This window comes from Galbibacter orientalis DSM 19592 (genome assembly GCF_000260115.1).
In the GTDB taxonomy this organism is placed as follows: Bacteria; Bacteroidota; Bacteroidia; order Flavobacteriales; family Flavobacteriaceae; genus Galbibacter; species Galbibacter orientalis.
Genome location: NZ_JH651379.1, coordinates 3,024,512 through 3,041,996 on the forward strand (window position 1 = coordinate 3,024,512; position 17,485 = coordinate 3,041,996).

13 protein-coding genes are annotated in these 17,485 nt (G+C 32.6%); 9 read left to right on the top strand and 4 right to left on the bottom strand.

The window, feature by feature from the left end; all coding sequences use genetic code 11:
* Positions 1–46 precede the first annotated feature (46 nt).
* From recN to JOOMADRAFT_RS13290, 9 genes are all read left to right on the top strand, one after another.
* Positions 47–1,708, top strand: coding sequence for a DNA repair protein RecN (gene recN / locus JOOMADRAFT_RS13250; RefSeq protein ID WP_008614140.1), 1,662 nt, complete (start codon positions 47–49; stop codon positions 1,706–1,708).
* 103 nt (positions 1,709–1,811) lie between these two features.
* On the top strand, positions 1,812–2,630 hold the full coding sequence (locus JOOMADRAFT_RS13255) for an enoyl-ACP reductase FabI (RefSeq protein ID WP_008614142.1): 819 nt from the start codon (positions 1,812–1,814) through the stop codon (positions 2,628–2,630).
* 98 nt (positions 2,631–2,728) lie between these two features.
* Entirely contained in the window at positions 2,729–3,730 is a 1,002-nt protein-coding gene (locus tag JOOMADRAFT_RS13260) for a glycosyltransferase (RefSeq protein ID WP_008614144.1), read from the top strand.
* Positions 3,730–4,692, top strand: coding sequence for a CdaR family protein (locus JOOMADRAFT_RS13265; RefSeq protein WP_008614145.1), 963 nt, complete (start codon positions 3,730–3,732; stop codon positions 4,690–4,692). Before JOOMADRAFT_RS13260 ends, JOOMADRAFT_RS13265 begins: the two co-directional genes overlap by 1 nt.
* Positions 4,693–4,695: 3 nt before the next feature.
* The gene (coaE, locus tag JOOMADRAFT_RS13270; protein ID WP_008614146.1) at positions 4,696–5,280 is read left to right on the top strand and encodes a dephospho-CoA kinase; all 585 of its coding nucleotides are present in this window, start codon (positions 4,696–4,698) and stop codon (positions 5,278–5,280) included.
* 78 nt (positions 5,281–5,358) lie between these two features.
* Positions 5,359–6,930: a sensor histidine kinase gene (locus JOOMADRAFT_RS13275; protein ID WP_008614147.1), complete on the top strand. Its 1,572-nt coding sequence runs from the start codon at positions 5,359–5,361 to the stop codon at positions 6,928–6,930.
* 4 nt (positions 6,931–6,934) lie between these two features.
* A complete protein-coding gene (locus tag JOOMADRAFT_RS13280) occupies positions 6,935–7,651 on the top strand; it encodes a response regulator transcription factor (RefSeq protein WP_008614148.1) in 717 nt (238 codons plus the stop codon).
* Between the two features lie 218 nt (positions 7,652–7,869).
* The gene (locus tag JOOMADRAFT_RS13285) at positions 7,870–11,037 is read left to right on the top strand and encodes a SusC/RagA family TonB-linked outer membrane protein (protein ID WP_008614149.1); all 3,168 of its coding nucleotides are present in this window, start codon (positions 7,870–7,872) and stop codon (positions 11,035–11,037) included.
* Between the two features lie 10 nt (positions 11,038–11,047).
* Positions 11,048–12,436 carry a SusD/RagB family nutrient-binding outer membrane lipoprotein gene (locus JOOMADRAFT_RS13290; RefSeq protein ID WP_008614150.1) on the top strand — a complete coding sequence of 463 codons (1,389 nt, stop codon included), beginning with the start codon at positions 11,048–11,050 and terminating at the stop codon, positions 12,434–12,436.
* A gap of 386 nt (positions 12,437–12,822) precedes the next feature.
* On the opposite strand, the gene JOOMADRAFT_RS13295 is transcribed toward JOOMADRAFT_RS13290, so the two are convergent.
* From JOOMADRAFT_RS13295 to JOOMADRAFT_RS13310, 4 genes are all read right to left on the bottom strand, one after another.
* Positions 12,823–13,878 carry a PLP-dependent aminotransferase family protein gene (locus tag JOOMADRAFT_RS13295; protein WP_008614151.1) on the bottom strand — a complete coding sequence of 352 codons (1,056 nt, stop codon included), beginning with the start codon at positions 13,876–13,878 and terminating at the stop codon, positions 12,823–12,825.
* Between the two features lies 1 nt (position 13,879).
* On the bottom strand, positions 13,880–14,890 hold the full coding sequence (locus JOOMADRAFT_RS13300; protein WP_008614152.1) for a dipeptide epimerase: 1,011 nt from the start codon (positions 14,888–14,890) through the stop codon (positions 13,880–13,882).
* Between the two features lie 164 nt (positions 14,891–15,054).
* Positions 15,055–15,756 (bottom strand): head GIN domain-containing protein, encoded by a 702-nt coding sequence (locus JOOMADRAFT_RS13305; protein WP_008614153.1) that lies wholly within the window; start codon positions 15,754–15,756, stop codon positions 15,055–15,057.
* Between the two features lie 45 nt (positions 15,757–15,801).
* Complete coding sequence (locus tag JOOMADRAFT_RS13310; RefSeq protein ID WP_008614154.1) at positions 15,802–17,481, bottom strand: PspC domain-containing protein; 1,680 nt, start codon at positions 17,479–17,481, stop codon at positions 15,802–15,804.
* Positions 17,482–17,485: the final 4 nt, after the last annotated feature.

Genomic DNA, 17,485 nt, shown 5'->3' on the forward strand with positions numbered 1-17,485 from the left:
TCCGCTTGAAATAACAATTATCTTTGATAAATAAAATTAGATAGCATTGTTAGTAACACTTACAATTAAAAATTTCGCGTTAATAGATAACCTTCAAGTTTCTTTTAAAGATGGATTAACAGCCATAACTGGAGAAACTGGAGCAGGAAAATCCATTCTTTTAGGTGGAATCTCTTTGATATTAGGAAAACGAGCCGATTTAAGTAGTATTAAAAATAGTGATGAAAAATGTGTCATTGAGGCTAGTTTCGCTATTAATAATTACAATTTAGAAGGTTTTTTTAAGGCGAATGACCTCGATTTTGAAAAGCAAACCATCATCCGAAGAGAAATACTTCCAAGTGGGAAATCGCGTGCCTTTATTAATGATACTCCTGTAACCTTAGATGTGTTATCGAGTTTGGGGGTACAACTTATAGATATTCATTCGCAACATCAAACACTGCAACTTACCGACAATAATTTTCAGTTTCAAGTGGTAGATGCTGTGGCAGGGAATGGTGTTGTTTTAAATGATTATTCTGAAAAACTTTCTAAATATCATCATACAAAAAAGGAATTAAAAAAGTTAATCGATTTCCAACAAGAAGCAGATAAAGAGTATGATTACAATTCTTTTTTATTGCAAGAATTGCAGTCGGTAAACTTAAAAGAAGGAATGCTTGAGGAATTGGAAGCTGCTTATGAAAAACTCAATAATGTAGAAGAAATTACCGAAAATGTTTCTCATGCACTTCAGGTTTTAGGAGAAGAGCAGATAGGGACTTTAAGTGGTTTAAATGAGCTTAAAAATATTTTTAATAAGCTTTCTCATTTTGGAGAATCCTACAAAGAACTATCAACTAGAGTACAATCTGTTTTAATTGAGTTGGACGATATTTACGTGGAAATACAGCGGATAGAGGAGAACTTAGAAGCCGATCCACAGCAGTTGGAAGAAGTAAATACTAAGTTGCAGCTCTTGTACAGTCTTCAGAAAAAGCATAATGTTTTAGAAATAAATGAGCTCTTGCAGGTGCAAGAAGAGCTAGCCGAAAAAGTTTCTAAAACTGAAAATTTGGAAGCTGAAATAAAAGAGCGTCAGTTAAAATTATTAAAGCAAGAAGAAGAACTAGATGCTCTTGCTACAAAAATTCATCAGCAAAGAGAAAAATCAATTCCTGCTTTAAAAACTCATTTAGAGAATGTGCTTTCGGAAGTAGGAATGCCAAATGCACAGTTTAAGCTAGATTTAGTTGCCACCAACAAGTATTTTGTGAACGGAAAAGACGAACTTCACTTTTTGTTTTCAGCAAATAAAGGAGGCAGTTTTAACGAATTGAAAAAAGTAGCTTCTGGAGGAGAGTTGTCTAGAATTATGTTGGCCATAAAATCTCTTTTAGCGCAGTATATGCAATTACCAACCATCATGTTTGACGAGATAGACACAGGAGTTTCTGGAGAAGTATCTACAAAAATGGGTGGAATTATGCATGAAATGAGTAAAACGATGCAGGTTTTTACAATAACCCATTTACCACAAGTAGCTGCCAAAGGAGATGTACAGTTTAAAGTATTTAAAGAAGATAAAGGAGGAATTACAGCTTCTCAGATTAAACAACTCACTGAGGACGAACGTGTTCAAGAAATAGCGGAAATGTTAGGAGGGAAGGATGTTTCTAGTTCTGCAATGGCTCATGCTAAAGAATTATTGTTAAAGAAAGTGTAATTGTAACTTAATAGAAGTATCAAAGTAAAAAAATAGACTTTTTTACAAATAATTTGAATATTTTTGAGGCTTCAAACGAAAATAAGCAATTAACCAAAAGGATATGTCATATAATTTATTAAAAGGAAAGAAAGGGATAATCTTCGGAGCGTTAGACGAGAATTCAATAGCATGGAAAACGGCTATTAAAGCGCACGAAGAAGGAGCTACATTTGTTTTAACTAATGCGCCAATTGCCATGAGAATGGGACAAATTAAAGAATTGGCAGAAAAAACAGGTTCTGAAATTATTCCTGCGGATGCAACTAATGTAGAAGACTTAGAAAACCTTGTTGAAAAAGCAATGGAAATTCTAGGAGGAAAAATCGACTTTGTATTGCATTCAATTGGGATGTCTATAAACGTTAGAAAAGGAAGACATTATACAGATCAGAAATACGATTTTACCGACAAAGGGTGGGATGTTTCTGCATTATCTTTCCATAAAGTATGTCAGACATTGTATCAAAAAGATGCAATGAACGAATGGGGAAGTATTGTAGCATTAACTTACATGGCTGCACAACGTGTATTCCCAGACTACAATGATATGGCAGATAATAAGGCATACTTAGAGTCTATTGCTAGAAGTTTTGGATATTTCTATGGAAAACAAAAAAATGTACGTGTAAATACTATTTCTCAATCTCCAACCCCAACAACAGCGGGACAAGGAGTAAAAGGTTTTGACGGATTTATTGCTTATGCAGATAAAATGTCTCCTTTAGGAAATGCTACTGCTCAAGAATGTGCAGATTACACTATTAGTTTGTTTTCGGATCTTACTAAAAAGGTAACAATGCAAAACTTATTTCACGACGGAGGTTTCTCTAATACAGGAGTTAGTAATGAAGTGATGGAGAAGTTTATGACTGAAGAATAATTAGTTAATAAAATATATTAAGCTGTTTGAAAAGTGAAAATGGAATTTTATAAATCGCTTTTTAAACAGCTTTCTTGTTTCTAAAAAGAGTGAAGTAGATGGCGCTTAATTTTTCGTTTATAATTCCTGTTTTTAACAGGCCAGAAGAAGTTAAAGAGTTACTTGTAAGTATGAATTTGCTTACAGGGGAGATCCCTTTTGAAATTGTAATTGTAGAAGACGGTTCTACAATTTCTTCGGAAGAAATTGTAAATGATTTTAAAGACACGCTAAACATCTCTTATTATTTCAAAGAGAATTCTGGGCCTGGAGATTCTCGTAATTTTGGAATGCAAAAAGCAAAAGGAAACTATTTTATTATTTTAGATTCCGATTGTATTTTACCTCCACAGTACTTAGAGGAAGCTCAAAATGCACTAGCTCAAAACTATATAGATTGTTATGGAGGTCCAGATGCAGCTCATAAATCGTTTTCCGATCTTCAAAAGGCTATAAATTATAGTATGACTTCCATTCTTACCACAGGAGGAATACGTGGCGGAAAAAAAGCGGTAAATAAATTTCAGCCTAGAAGTTTTAATATGGGACTTTCTAAAAAGGCTTTTGAAGTAACAGGCGGATTTGGAAAAATTCACCCAGGAGAAGATCCAGATTTAACAATAAGATTATGGAAAGCAGGGTTTGAAACTGTTTTAATCCCACAAGCATTTGTATATCATAAGCGGAGGATATCTTGGGAGAAGTTTTACCTACAGGTTCAAAAATTTGGTCTTACTAGGCCTATTTTAAATAAATGGCATCCAGAGACTAAAAAAATAACCTATTGGTTTCCTACATTTTTTGTATTCGGACTAGCATTCTCTTTATTGATGTGGTTTGCAGGTGTTTCTATATTTTTAAAAATCTATGGATTGTATTTTCTAGCTATTTTTATTGATGCACTTTTAAAAAATAAAAGTCTTAAAATTGCGTTTTTAGCTGTTTATGCAGTAATTATACAGTTTTTTGGATATGGATTAGCTTTTGTGAAATCTACAATTTTGATTACCTTTTCCAATAAAAAACCAGAACAGATTTTTCCAAAACTTTTTTTTAGTTAATGGCAGGAAAATTTTTAGAATATATTAAAAGTGTGCTAAAGAAGCCAAAGGCATCAATTTTTTTGATGTTTCTTGTGATTTCTTTTTTTATTTGGTTTCTAATATCCCTTTCAGATACCTACACTTCGCATGTAAGTTTTAAGTTGAATTATAGTGGGATTCCTGAGGATAAACTAATTCTTGGAAAACCTAAAACTTCTTTAACTACCAATATTGAAACCTCAGGATTTAAGATTTTAAATTATCGAATTTTCAGAAGGGATATTTTTTTAAATCTAACAGATTTTAAAAAGGAAGGAAATAAATATTATTTGTTACCAGATGCTATTGAAGAGGTAATTAATATTCAGCATAAATCGGTGAATATAAGAAGAGTAGCTGTGGATTCTTTAATTTTAAAACTGGGAGTTAACGAAAAAAAATATGTCAAGGTAATTCCTAAGATTCATATATCTTATGCAGAAGATTATCAGTTAAGAGATTCTTTAAAAATAACTCCCGATAGTATTTGGGTTAGAGGTCCAGAAGATGTTGTAAAAACGATTACAGCTATAGAAACAGAAGACATGGAGTATAAGAATGTACGTAGTGATTTTAATTATACTGTACCTTTAAATATTCCTGATTCTGTTGAAAACATAGAATTTCAAACTAAAAAAGTTTCTGTAGAAGCAGTAGTAGAGCGCTATTCAGAAAAAATAATTTTAGTTCCAGTACAAGTAGAGAATTTACCAGAAAACATTAGTTTAAGAATATATCCTGAAAAAATTAAATTGCTTTGTAAAGCTCCGATTTCAGAATTGAAACGAATTAATGAAAACGCTTTCAAAGTTGTTTGTAATTACAACGAAATTTCGGAGGAAACCACCTACTTAATTCCGCAGTTAATTGAGCAGCCAAAGTTTCTTTCTTCAGTAAAAATATTGGACAGAAAAGTTGAGTTCCTCATAAAAAAGCAGTAAATTATGATAGTAGGTTTGACAGGAGGTATTGGAAGCGGGAAATCTACAGTAGCTAAATTCTTTAAAGAATTAGGAGTCCCAGTTTATATTGCAGATTTAGAGGCCAAAAAGCTAATGGAAACTAATGATGATATTAGAAGGGATATCATTAGTATTTTTGGAGCTGATGCTTATGAAAATAATCTTCCGAATCGTAAGTATCTGGCTGAAATTGTTTTTGAAAACCCCGAAAAGTTAGAACAATTAAATGCAATAATTCACCCTGCTGTTGGAAAACATTTTGAGGAATGGTATCAGCAGCAAAAAGTTCCTTATGTTATTAAAGAGGTAGCTATTCTTTTTGAAAATGGAGGAGATAAACAATGTGATTTAGTAATTACAGTTACAGCTCCAAAAGAAATTAGAATAGAAAGGGTGTTAAAAAGAGATCAAACTACACGTAAAGCCATTGAAGCTAGAATGCAGAATCAATGGAGCGATAAAGAGAAAATTAAGAAATCTGACTTTGTTATAGAAAACATAGTTATAGATAATACCCACCAAATAGTTGAGGAGTTACACCGAATGATACTTAAAAAAAGCATTTGAAGCAAAAATTTTAACATTTTTGTTAACGTTAGGTTAAATGCTTAACATACCTTATTACAATGTCTTAATTTTGACAAAATGAGTAGACGCTTATTTGTACTTTTGGTAATATTGATGAGTTTATCCCTGATGGGGATTATATTCGTTCAAGGTTACTGGATTAAAACCGCAGTAGACGATAAGGAAGAACAATTTTCTAATACAATTTCTCTGGCATTGCATTCTGTTTCAGACAAAATTCAGAAAAGAGAAATGAGAGATTATTTTGACGAGTATGCTAACTTAAAAGATAGTGTAGGAGAGTTAAAAGAATCTAATGTAAAAGAGTTTTTCTTTGTTGAAAGGGATAAGAGTAGTAATGAAACATTGATTTACTCTCACGGAATTTTAGAAGAAGATTACGGAATCTCTTCCACGTTCTTTGATAATAATAGTACTGATTCTTCAACAATTAAAAATTATACGAGTAAGAGAACTACGCAAATTTTTAAAGAAGAATATGGTATTGATGGTAAGGTTTATTCTCCTGTAGAACGGATTGAAAAAATAGGTGGGTTTTCAGCTATGGATAAAGCACTTTTTGAAGATGTATTTATGGTGTCTGCAAAACGTGTTCCAATTCATAAACGGGTTACCAACCAAGAAATAGAATTATTACTTCAACAAGCTCTAAAAGACAGAGGGATAAAATTGAACTTTGAATATGGAGTTTATAGTAAAGGATTGGCAACAAAAGTCCGTTCGAGTAATAAAATTCAACTTGCAGAGTCTAGATATAAAACTCCATTATTTATAGATAGCGATGGAAAAAGTAATTATGATTTGGTAGTTAGTTTTCCTGAAAAGAAAAAATTCTTGATATCTTCCATAATGGAAATGGCCATATTATCAATAATATTTACATTGATAATTTTAATAGCCTATTCAAGTGCATTGTATCAATTGATAAAACAAAAACAAATCTCTGAGATTAAAACAGATTTTATCAATAATATGACGCATGAGTTTAAAACGCCTATTGCTACAATTAATTTGGCATTAGATTCATTAAAAAATCCAAAAGCATTTGATGATACTGATAAAGTAAAAAGGTATTTACAAATGATAAGGGATGAAAATAAGCGAATGCATGCTCAGGTTGAAAATGTACTAAGAATATCTAAATTAGAGAAAAATCAGCTTGATATTAGTAAAGATAAGGTTGATGTTCATGAAATTATAGATGAAGCAATAGCACATGTAGAATTGATGGTAGAAAACCGTGGAGGGTATGTAAAAACACATTTAGATGCCACCAGAAATGAAATTTTAGGAAACGATTTTCACCTTACCAATATATTAGTTAACATTTTGGATAATGCTAATAAGTATTCTCCAAATGCTCCAGAAATAAATGTTTATACTGAAGTTGTAAAAAACAGTATTGTTATTAAAATAACAGACAATGGAGCAGGAATGAGTAAAGCAGTATTAAAAAGAATATTTGAAAAATTTTATAGAGAATCTACTGGAAATATACACAATATAAAAGGCCATGGTTTAGGATTGGCATATGTAAAAAGTATAGTAGAGGACCATCAAGGCGAAGTATACGCCGAAAGTGAAAAAGATAAAGGAAGTACCTTTTTTGTGAAGTTACCTTTAATATAAAAACATGGAAACAGTAAATAAAAAGATTTTATTAGTAGAAGATGATCCTAATTTTGGTATCGTACTGAAAGATTATTTATCAATGAATGATTTTGATGTAACCTTAGCTAAGAATGGGATGGAAGGGTATGAGAAATTCAGAAAAGATCATTACGATTTATGTATTTTAGATGTAATGATGCCCTATAAAGATGGATTTACTTTGGCTAAAGAAATAAGAGAAAAGGATGAAAACATTCCGATTATCTTTTTAACTGCCAAAACAATGAAAGAAGATGTATTGAAAGGTTATAAGGTTGGTGCAGATGACTACTTAAACAAGCCTTTTGATTCTGAAGTTTTATTGTTTAAAATTAAAGCCATCATTCAAAGAAAATCAACAGAATCTTTGGCAGATAGTAAGCAATTTGAATTTGAAATAGGAAACTTTCATTTAAATTCAAAGCTTAGATTTCTTACTTATAAGGAAGAGGAGCCAATTAAACTCTCTCCAAAAGAGAACGAATTATTACGTTTGTTAGCGCTTCATGAAAATGATTTGATGCCAAGAGAATTAGCATTGACTAAAATATGGAGAGACGATAATTATTTTACATCGCGTAGTATGGATGTTTACATAGCAAAGCTTCGTAAATATTTAAAGAAAGATGATGAAGTAGAAATTCTAAATATACACGGAGAAGGCTTTAGATTAGTAGTTAAAAGCGAAGCTAATAATTAGGCTGGCTCCAAAATAATATAATTTATATCGATTTTAAAAAGGGATAACTGTAATACAGTTATCCCTTTTTTGTTGCAGGATTTATATTATTTTTTGAAATTGGCTCAATATCTAATTTTTAAGAATACGTTGTGTTAAGTTTAACAAAAGTGTTTTCTTGTGTTAAATTTATATGTATTTTTAATGATAAACAACCTAATTTAACTTAATATTCAATCATGAAAAGACTATTATTAACCATGTCTTTGTTATTGTGTTGTACTATGGTATTCTCTCAGACCATTACAGGTACAGTAACAGATTCGCAAGGAACTCCTTTGCCCGGAGTTTCCATTGTTGTTGATCAAACAGCAAAAGGAACATCAACAGATTTTGATGGTAATTACACAATTAATGCAACATCTAGTCAAGTATTAGTATTTACTTATGTAGGTATGAAAACGCTAAAAAAAAGCGTAGGCTCTGACAGTGTAATAGATGTTGTTTTAACTGAAGACGCTCAGAGTTTAGATGAAGTTGTGGTAACAGCTTTAGGTATTTCAAGAGATAAAAAATCTTTAGGATATGCTACTCAAGAAGTAGATGGAGAAGATTTTAATTTAACTAATGAACAAAATGTTCTTGGATCACTATCAGGTCGTGTTGCAGGGGTTCAAGTAACAGGTGCTTCTGGAGCTAGTATGGGGGGAACTCAAAAAATTAAAATCAGAGGAGTTAATTCTATTAGTGGAGGAGATCAACCACTTATAGTAATTGATGGAACCCCAATATCTAATGCTAATTTTTCAGGGAGTGATCAAGCTGATTACGGAAATTTAGCGCAAGATATTAATCCTAATGACATAGCAGAAGTAAATGTTCTTAAAGGACCTGCAGCATCTGCATTATATGGAATACGTGGACAATTTGGTGTAATAATGATAACTACTAAAAAGGGTAAAAAAGGACCTCGAAAAGTAGATGTGCAGTTATCATCGTCATTTTCTATGGAATCTGCGTATAATTTTATTCCGTTACAAAACATGTATGGAGGTGGATCTAGTCAGACATTTCGAACACTTCCAAACGGCGATCCATACGTAGATATGAGTGTTGATGAAAGTTGGGGACCAAAAATGGATGGAACTCCAGTGCGTCAGGTATTTAGTTTTTATCCTCAAGACCCTCAATATGGACAGCTAACACCTTTTGTTGCGCATCCAAATAATGTTGAAGATTATTATAAAACAGGAACAACATTTAATAATAGTATTACAATAACAGGGGGAAATGAAAATACTTCTATTCGTTTAAGCGCTAATGATACTAGAGTGGAAGGGGTGGTTCCTAATACTTCTTTAAACAGAAATAATGTTGGCTTGAGCGCAAGTTTAAACCTTACCGATAACTTGGTGGTTTCTAGTAATATTAATTATGCAGGAAATGAAGGGCAGCGTCCATCTCAAGGATCTGAATATGGAGGTGCATACATGGTTCAATGGTTTCAAAGAAATTTAGATATGAACCGTTTAAGAGATTATAAATATAACGACGGAACCTTTCTTCATTGGAACTTAGGAAGACCAGATTCAAGTACTGGTGAAATATCAGATTTTGAACCGTTGTATTGGAACAATCCATATTTTGAAGCTTATGAAAATTTAAGTAATGATAGTCGAGATAGATTTTTTGGAGATATAGGGATGTCTTATAAAATTATTCCTGAGCTAGAAGTTAGCGGATTCATACGTACGGATATGTATACACAAAATATAGAACAGCGTCAAGCTTTTGGAGGGACACGTTTACCTTCTTATTCGGTTGGGAAGTATCAAAACAAAGAATTTAACTACGAACTTTTAGCACAATATAAAAATACATGGGATAAATTTTCTTTAGATGCTACTGTAGGAGGAAATATTTATGATAGAGACTATAGTTATTTAAGTCAAAGTACAGTAGGAGGTTTATCTTCTCCTGGGTTTTATAATATTGCTGCTTCAATAGATCGTCCCGATACTAAATCTTACAAACTAAGAAAGAAGATTAGAAGTTTTTATAGTTTAGTTTCTTTAGGTTATGACGGAACATATTTTATAGATGCTTCTATAAGAAATGACAACTCTTCTGCATTGCCAAAGGATAACAACTCTTATTGGTACCCTTCTGTTTCTGGAAGTGTTGTGTTTAGTGAGCTTATAGATTGGACTCCTCTGTCATTTGGTAAAATTAGAGCTAGTTATGCACAAGCTGGTTCAGATTTAAGCCCGTATCAAACAAGTTTAAATTATGGAGTAGGAACTGTTTATAACGGAACTAATACTTTATATGTTCCAGATGAACTTAATAATCCAAATATAGAACCTTCTTTTTCTAATTCATTTGAAGCTGGTTTAGAGTTAAACTTTTTCAGTAATCGTTTAGGGTTTGATTTTACATATTATCAGCAAAAAAATAAAAACCAAATACTTAATCTAGATGTATCAGGAACAAGTGGTTATAGCTCAAGTATAATTAATGCAGGTTTAATTGAGAATGATGGATTTGAATTGTCTATTAATGCAACACCAATTCGCTCAGAGGATTTTTCATGGGACTTTACTTTTAATATTAATAAGAACAATAGTGAAGTTGTTGAGTTGGCTCCTGGAATAGATGTTTATACTTATGATTCTACAACTTATTCAAGTGTGTCTAGCTATTTGAATTCATATGAAGGTGAACCTTTCGGAAGTTTAGTAGGGCAAGCCTATGAAAGAGACGAGGCTACAGGAGAAATTCTTTTAGATGATAATAACATGCCATTGTATACAGACGCTACTCACAATTTTGGAACTGTTCTACCAGATTTCAATGGAGGTTTTCAGAATACCTTTAGAATAGGTCAATTTACAGTAACAGGAATGATTGATTTCCAAGGTGGAGGTCAGTTTTTTAGTAGATCAAAAATGTTAGCAGTACGTACAGGTCAAGATGCACTTACCGTAGCCACCAATGATAATGGGATGAATGTTAGAGATCCTCTAGATCAAGGCGGAGGAGTTAAAGTAACAGGAATTTCTGCCAGCACTGGAGAGGATGTTACAGCGTATGTAGATGCTAGATCGTATTATAGAAATACATTAGGTAGAAGAATTTATGAAGAATGGTTGTACGACGCTTCTTATGTGAAATTGAGAGAGCTTAGAGTTCAATATAATTTAGGGAAGAATATTATGGACAAACTTCCTTTTGAAACAATGAGTTTTGCTTTGATAGCTAGAAATCCTATCATGATTTGGCAAGAAGCTCCTAAAGGAATTAATCCTTCAGAAATATCAACAGGAGCACAGTCTATCAGTTGGTACGAATCAGGACAATTACCTTCTGTTAGATCTTATGGTATAAATTTAAATGTTACATTTTAATTAAAGGAAGATGAAAAACATATATATAAATACATTACTTATAGCTTTATTTATAACGAGTTGTAGTAATTTTGATGAGGATATTAATACAAATCCGAATGTTCCTAGTCAGGCTTCTGGTATGCAATTAATAGCACAAGCAGAGTTGTCGTTACCAGGTTTGAGTTCTTCCCCTCAAGGAGAGTTTATGTCACAATATTTAGCAGAAACTCAATATGTAGGGACATCTCTTTATCCACAGCAAAGTACAAGTTTCTATGGATGGTATCAAGGACCATTAGCCGATTTACAGGCCGTAATTACATCTGATAACTTAACAGGTACTGAAGGTCCTATAGAAAATCAAATAGCAGTAGCTAAAATATTAAAGGCTTATTATTTTTGGAATTTAACAGACAGATGGGGAGATATTCCATACAGTGAAGCTTTGAAAGGACAAGAAGATTTTACTCCTATTTATGATTCTCAAGAATCTATATACAAAGATTTATTTGCTGAATTGAAAGAAGCTTCAAATATGATTGTTACTGGTAATTTAAGTAATGATATTATTTATGATGGAGATATTAGTAAATGGAAGAAGTTTTCTAATACTGTTAGAATGTTAATGGCGCTTCGTTTATCCGAAGTAGATCCTGCAACTGCACAAGCAGAGTTTGTAAGCGCTATTGATGATGGGGTTTTTACCTCTAATGATGATAATTTGTTTTTTCAGCATTTAGCTGATGCAAATAATCAGAATTACTGGTATGGGCAAATAGTAAATCAAAATAGAGAATGGTGGGCTCTTACTGAAGGATTAGTAGATCAAATGAAGCCTGTAAACGACCCACGATTACCAATTTATGGAAATCCAGCTAGAGATAGTGGGGAGTATGTAGGAATGCTTTATGGGGATGAAGTAAATTTAGGGACTCAAGAATATTCTTTACTGGGAGATGCAATTTATGCGCAAGATGCACCCGTATATTTAGTAACATATGCTCAGGTTCTTTTTGCAATGGCAGAAGCTTCTCAACGTGGTTGGATTGCAGGTGATACAGCATCTTTTTATGAAAGTGCTATTGAAAGTTCAATTTTACAGTGGACAGGTAATACAGATACAGTAGCAGATTTTATGATGGAGCCTGGGATTGCCTTTAATGATGCTATAGGCATTGAGCAGATAGCAACTCAACGTTGGGTACATTTATTTATGTTTGGATATGAGGCATGGGCAGAGTGGAGAAGAACAGGTTTTCCAAATATGATGGTTTCTCCTAATGGAGCAGCTGTACCAGCTCGTTTAAGTTATCCAGATAATGAAGCTTTTAATAATGAAGTTAATTATAACGAAGCTTTAGATAGACAGTTTGGAGGTGAAGATTCTATTTACGGCCAATTATGGTGGGATGAATAGCGTTTTAATTCAATAAAATTAAACAGAGCCACTCTTTTTAGGGTGGTTCTTTTATTTATATGAATTATTGTTGTCCGAGAAAAAATACAAGACCGCTTCGCTATAAGAAAAAAGAGCAAAGACTAAATATTAACTATCATAAAATGATTAGTTTAAAGAAATAACATTACTAAAATCTTCTTTTTATTCATTTTTATTAATAGCAAGGGGTCTATTTTTAAAACTCCAATCAGCTACCTCGGGGTAAGCCCGCTAGGTATTCAAAGGAAACAAATTTAACTCATTTCGACGCAGAGCCCTTCGGCAAACTCAGTACAGGCTCTGGGGAATTAGACCCTCTATGAGGGATTTAAACCTTGATATAAGTGGAGTCCAATAAATTTCCGTTAACTTTTATCGGACAACAATATATATGAATCAATAATTTTAACTAAAACATCTAAATCTTTCTTGGTATGATGTGCACTCACTACAATTCTACTCATTAGTGGGGAATTCTTTTCTGGATAGTTAAAACTGGTTACTAAAATGTTGTTTTTAAATAGATATTCGGTAAGCTTTTCATCCATAAAGGTGAAAGTAGGGTGATTTCCTGCTTTGGTGAAGAGCGAATAATTTGATAGTTTCTTACTTAGGTAATTATTATTTTCAAAGAGTTTTTTTCTCTGAATGGTATAAATAGCTTCAGCTTCTAAAAGAGTAGCAAGAGATGCAGGACTGGCAGGAGAAGCACCACCAAAAAAGGACGTATTTGTAAGAGCTTTAATTCTTTTGGAGGAACCAAATATAACTCCAGCTTGAATAGCAAACCCTTTTCCTAACGAACCACATACAATAAGTTCTTTTGCATTTAATTGCTTAAGTATTTTAAAAATACCTTCTCCTTGCGCACCTAAAACACCTAATCCATGGGAATCGTCAACTACTAAAATAGTTGTGGATAAATCCATTTTTTTTAACGAATTAAAGTCTGGATAATTATTTCCAATAAAATCAATGGAATCTAAAAGTACTATTGGAATTGTGTTTTTAGGATTTTTATTTAAATCTTCTTGTAGCTGCTCATAGCTTTCATAGAACTGTTGTTCAGCTTGAAATAAAGATGCGTGGGTAAGAGGAGTATGGTAGCATGTATATTCTTCCGAAGTAAAAAAACGACTTACTAACTGAGAAGCCATATATCCAGAGGAAAGCGTTACACAACTTTCACTGCCAACCAGCTTTGAAAGATACTGCTCCACTTTTTCATAAATGGAAAAGCGTATATTGGACTTTCTAGACGCCCCGTAATTAGTTCCATATTTTTTTATATTATCAATAAAAAGCTCTTGAAACTCAAGCTGGGTTTGTAAGCCTAGGTATGCTGTTCCGCCAAAGTAAAGAAATTCTCCTTTGTCGGTTTTAATTATTCTTCCAGGAAATTCTTCAACAAAATGTGTCATTTTAAAGAAGTGTTACTCCAGAGCCGCCAAGAGTTGGGAAAACAAGTTTTCCATCCTCTAAAATCTCAATACCCTTGGCAATATCATGTTTTAGCAGCATGGCTCCATCCATGTCTACATAGTCCAATTGGGGGGTAAGTTGAGCAATAGCAGAAATTCCAACCGAAGATTCTGTCATACAGCCAACCATTACTTTTAAGTTGAGTTCTCTTGCTCTTTTTATCATTCGCAATGCTGGGGTTAGTCCCCCACACTTGGTTAATTTAATATTGATTCCAGTAAAATGGCCAGCACATTTATCAACATCTTCTTCTACAATACAGCTTTCATCAGCTATAATCGGCAATACACAAGTATCTACTATTTCTTTGTATCCAGCTAGATTATCTGCTGGGAGTGGTTGCTCTAAAAATTCAACTCCAAGTTCTTTGAGTTGTGGGGCAAACTCCAAGGTTTGTTCTGGAGTCCAAGCATTATTAGCATCTATTCTAAAGATAGCGTCTGTATTTTTTCGGAGCTGTTTAACAATCTCAATATCGTTATCTGTTCCTAATTTTACTTTATAAAGAGGCCATGGTTTTTCTATCATTTTTGCCACCATTTTGTCTACGGTGTCAATACCAATAGTATAATTAGTAATAGGGTAATTCTCTGGGGTAGTGCCCCAAATTTTATAAAGTGGCTTTCCAAGAAGTTTTCCATATAGGTCATGACACGCTAAATCAAGCGCACAGATAGCAAAATTGCTAAGCCCTTTTTCTTTTAAAAATGCATGGAAATCTTCTGGTTTTTCAAGATTGTAATTATTTATTTCAGTTTCAATAGCCTTAATTTCCTTCATCATAGAATCTACCGTAATTTTATAATATGGATTGGCTGTTGCTTCTCCATAACCAGTTTTTCCGTTGAGAGATAAACCAACTACTAAACTGTCTTGAAAATCGTGAGACTCCCTAGAAATACTAAAGGTATGCTCTAGTTCTAAAACATATTTTTTTAAAGAAATTTCCATCTGAAATAATTTTTTACGAAGATATAAAATGCTTTACGAATCCTTCTTTTTGCAATCTAAAATTGAAGTTAAAAATAAAGTCAGCTGTAAAAAATTACAACTGACTTCTAGTTATTAGGTTGGCTTTAAATGATTTAATTCTTTAGTTGTGTTTAAAATTATTTTTAATCAATTTTTACTTTTTCCACTCTTTTAGGATTCCCTTTGTAACCAACATCACCACCAGAACTTTTGTGGATAGCAATTTCTTCAGAAGCATTTACATCTATATCGGCACCGCTACTTGCATGCGCTTCAACCGTATGTGCTTTTAATCTTTCAGCTTTAATATCACTACCACTACTGGCACGCGCTATTAAAATATTGGTTACTCCGTATAGTTCAATATCGGCACCACTACTAGCGTTTGTGGTAACTTCATCGGCTTGTAGTTCAACAATAAGATCGCTCCCACTGCTAGCTTCCAAGGTAATATTATTGGCATTTAGGGTTCCCATACTATTTAAGTTAGCGCCACTGGTAGTTTCTAAATTACTAATATTTGGGAGGGTAACATATACTTTTTTAGCGGAAACTCTTCCTATTTGCTCTCTGCATTCAATAAGTAATTTACCATTGTTAACTTTGGTTTCAATAAGGTCGATTACATTTTCATCTGCTTCTACTTTTATGGAAGTTTTTGCTCCTTGGGCTACAAAAACATCAATTCCTTCTGTAGCTTTAATTGTTTCAAAAGTTTGGTTAACCTCTCGGTCCTGACTTATCACATTCCCATTTCCAGTAACTCCGTTTTGGAAATTGAAGTTACAGGAAGTAAAAAAAATGGAGATTACTAGGGCAACAATTACTTTAATTAATGTGTTCATAATATTCGTTTTTTATTGATTGATTGGCCACATTGCGGCATTTATTTAGTTAATATGAGTGCTATCTATTTTAATTTCATAGTTAAGAGTATCTATTTCTTCTGAAGGAATACTATCTTCAATTACATCATCATTAGCATCTTCTAAATTTTCTTCAACAGGACAGTCCATACAATTTAAAACTCCATGATTATCCATTTTCCAAGTATGATTTGCTAAATCATTGCTATAGTAGTTTAGATTGTTTTTAATATTTCCTTCCATATGATAACGAGTAGAATTATGAAGCTTTACAAATGTATTTTCAGGAACATAAATAATAATTTCAATTTCTTGATCTCTAAATTTATTGTCGTAATCTGTTGTTAAATAATTATTTAAATATACAATATTGTTTTCTACACTAAACTCATAATCTACATTTTCAGCTCTTTTGAAAGCATCTTTATAGTTACTTCCTTGCGATTTCTTTTCAATTTCAATACGAGCTTCGTTATTAGGAGATTGTTTTATAAAAAACTCCATGTCTTCTCGGTAGATCATTTTTTCATCACCATCTACTACAATATCAAAATCAGAATCGTGATAATATCTATTTTTTAGATTTTGAGCTTCCATAACTCTAATCTCTAAAGTATCTTTTTGAACTATATTTAATACTTCTGTTTCTGTTGCCATTGCATCAAAAGAGTAATCTGTAGCAGTTCTGATTCCTAAAATTGTAAGTCCTATTACAGAAAGTAACCATATTCCTAGTAAAGAAAATTTCGCAAAGTTTCCAATAGATTTTAAATTGTTTACCAATATTTTTAGTCCTAAATAGAACAAGAAAAAGAATGGTATTCCAACAGCAAAAAATGAAAGGAGAGAAATAAGCCACACTGGAGCATCTACGGTAATGTCTACAAATTCTCTCCATGGTTGCGCTCCCCATAAATCAATCGTTCCTGCTGTAAAGAGACCTATTAATAAACTTATTAAAACAGTTGCTGCAAAAATTAAAACTATAATTCCAATAAGCTTTGCTACTACTTTAAAAAGGAATAGAATAACTGCTAGGATCGAATCAAAAAAATTTTTGGAATTTTTTTTTACCGATTGTCCCATTTTATCGTAATCTACACTTTTCACTTTTTCAGTAACTTCATCGAAACCCTCTTTAATTTTTTTTTCGATGTTACTAATATTAACAGGCTCTCCCGTCATGGCTATTTTTTGAGCTGTGGTAGCTGCTTCTGGAACCAAAATCCAAAATAAAATGTATACTAAAATTCCGAAACCAGATAATAGTGTTGTTAAAATAAATAACAATCGTACCCAAAGCGCATCAATTCCTAAATAATAACTCAATCCAGCACATACACCACCAATATATTTATGGTCGGTATCTCTAAATAATTGCTTGTGAGGTTTTCTGGTATTCGATTTACTAGACTTAGGTTCGTCTTCAAAAATTTCTTCATCTACCAAATAGTCTTCTGGTTGTCCCATAATTGTAATAACCTCGTCTACTTCTTTAGTAGTAATAACTTGTCTTTCGTGCAGTAATCTTTCAGTAAAAAGCTCTGCAATTCGCGCTTCGATATCGGCAATAATTTCAGATTTCCCTTGAGAATCTGTAAAGGAGCGTTTAATAGCGTCCAAATAGCGCTGTAATTTTATATAGGCGTCTTCATCTATGTGGAAGAAGGTATTTGCCAAATTTATGTTGATAGTCTTATTCATAGTT

What these genes read in the sequence shown, in the direction of transcription:
- JOOMADRAFT_RS13300 (WP_008614152.1), bottom strand. Translation starts at nt 14,890, where the DNA reads ATGGAAATTTCTTTAAAAAAATATGTTTTAGAACTAGAGCATACCTTT.
- JOOMADRAFT_RS13305 (WP_008614153.1), bottom strand. Translation starts at nt 15,756, where the DNA reads ATGAACACATTAATTAAAGTAATTGTTGCCCTAGTAATCTCCATTTTT.
- JOOMADRAFT_RS13255 (WP_008614142.1), top strand. Translation starts at nt 1,812, where the DNA reads ATGTCATATAATTTATTAAAAGGAAAGAAAGGGATAATCTTCGGAGCG.
- coaE (WP_008614146.1), top strand. Translation starts at nt 4,696, where the DNA reads ATGATAGTAGGTTTGACAGGAGGTATTGGAAGCGGGAAATCTACAGTA.
- JOOMADRAFT_RS13260 (WP_008614144.1), top strand. Translation starts at nt 2,729, where the DNA reads ATGGCGCTTAATTTTTCGTTTATAATTCCTGTTTTTAACAGGCCAGAA.
- JOOMADRAFT_RS13310 (WP_008614154.1), bottom strand. Translation starts at nt 17,481, where the DNA reads ATGAATAAGACTATCAACATAAATTTGGCAAATACCTTCTTCCACATA.
- JOOMADRAFT_RS13290 (WP_008614150.1), top strand. Translation starts at nt 11,048, where the DNA reads ATGAAAAACATATATATAAATACATTACTTATAGCTTTATTTATAACG.
- JOOMADRAFT_RS13280 (WP_008614148.1), top strand. Translation starts at nt 6,935, where the DNA reads ATGGAAACAGTAAATAAAAAGATTTTATTAGTAGAAGATGATCCTAAT.
- JOOMADRAFT_RS13265 (WP_008614145.1), top strand. Translation starts at nt 3,730, where the DNA reads ATGGCAGGAAAATTTTTAGAATATATTAAAAGTGTGCTAAAGAAGCCA.
- JOOMADRAFT_RS13275 (WP_008614147.1), top strand. Translation starts at nt 5,359, where the DNA reads ATGAGTAGACGCTTATTTGTACTTTTGGTAATATTGATGAGTTTATCC.
- JOOMADRAFT_RS13295 (WP_008614151.1), bottom strand. Translation starts at nt 13,878, where the DNA reads ATGACACATTTTGTTGAAGAATTTCCTGGAAGAATAATTAAAACCGAC.
- JOOMADRAFT_RS13285 (WP_008614149.1), top strand. Translation starts at nt 7,870, where the DNA reads ATGAAAAGACTATTATTAACCATGTCTTTGTTATTGTGTTGTACTATG.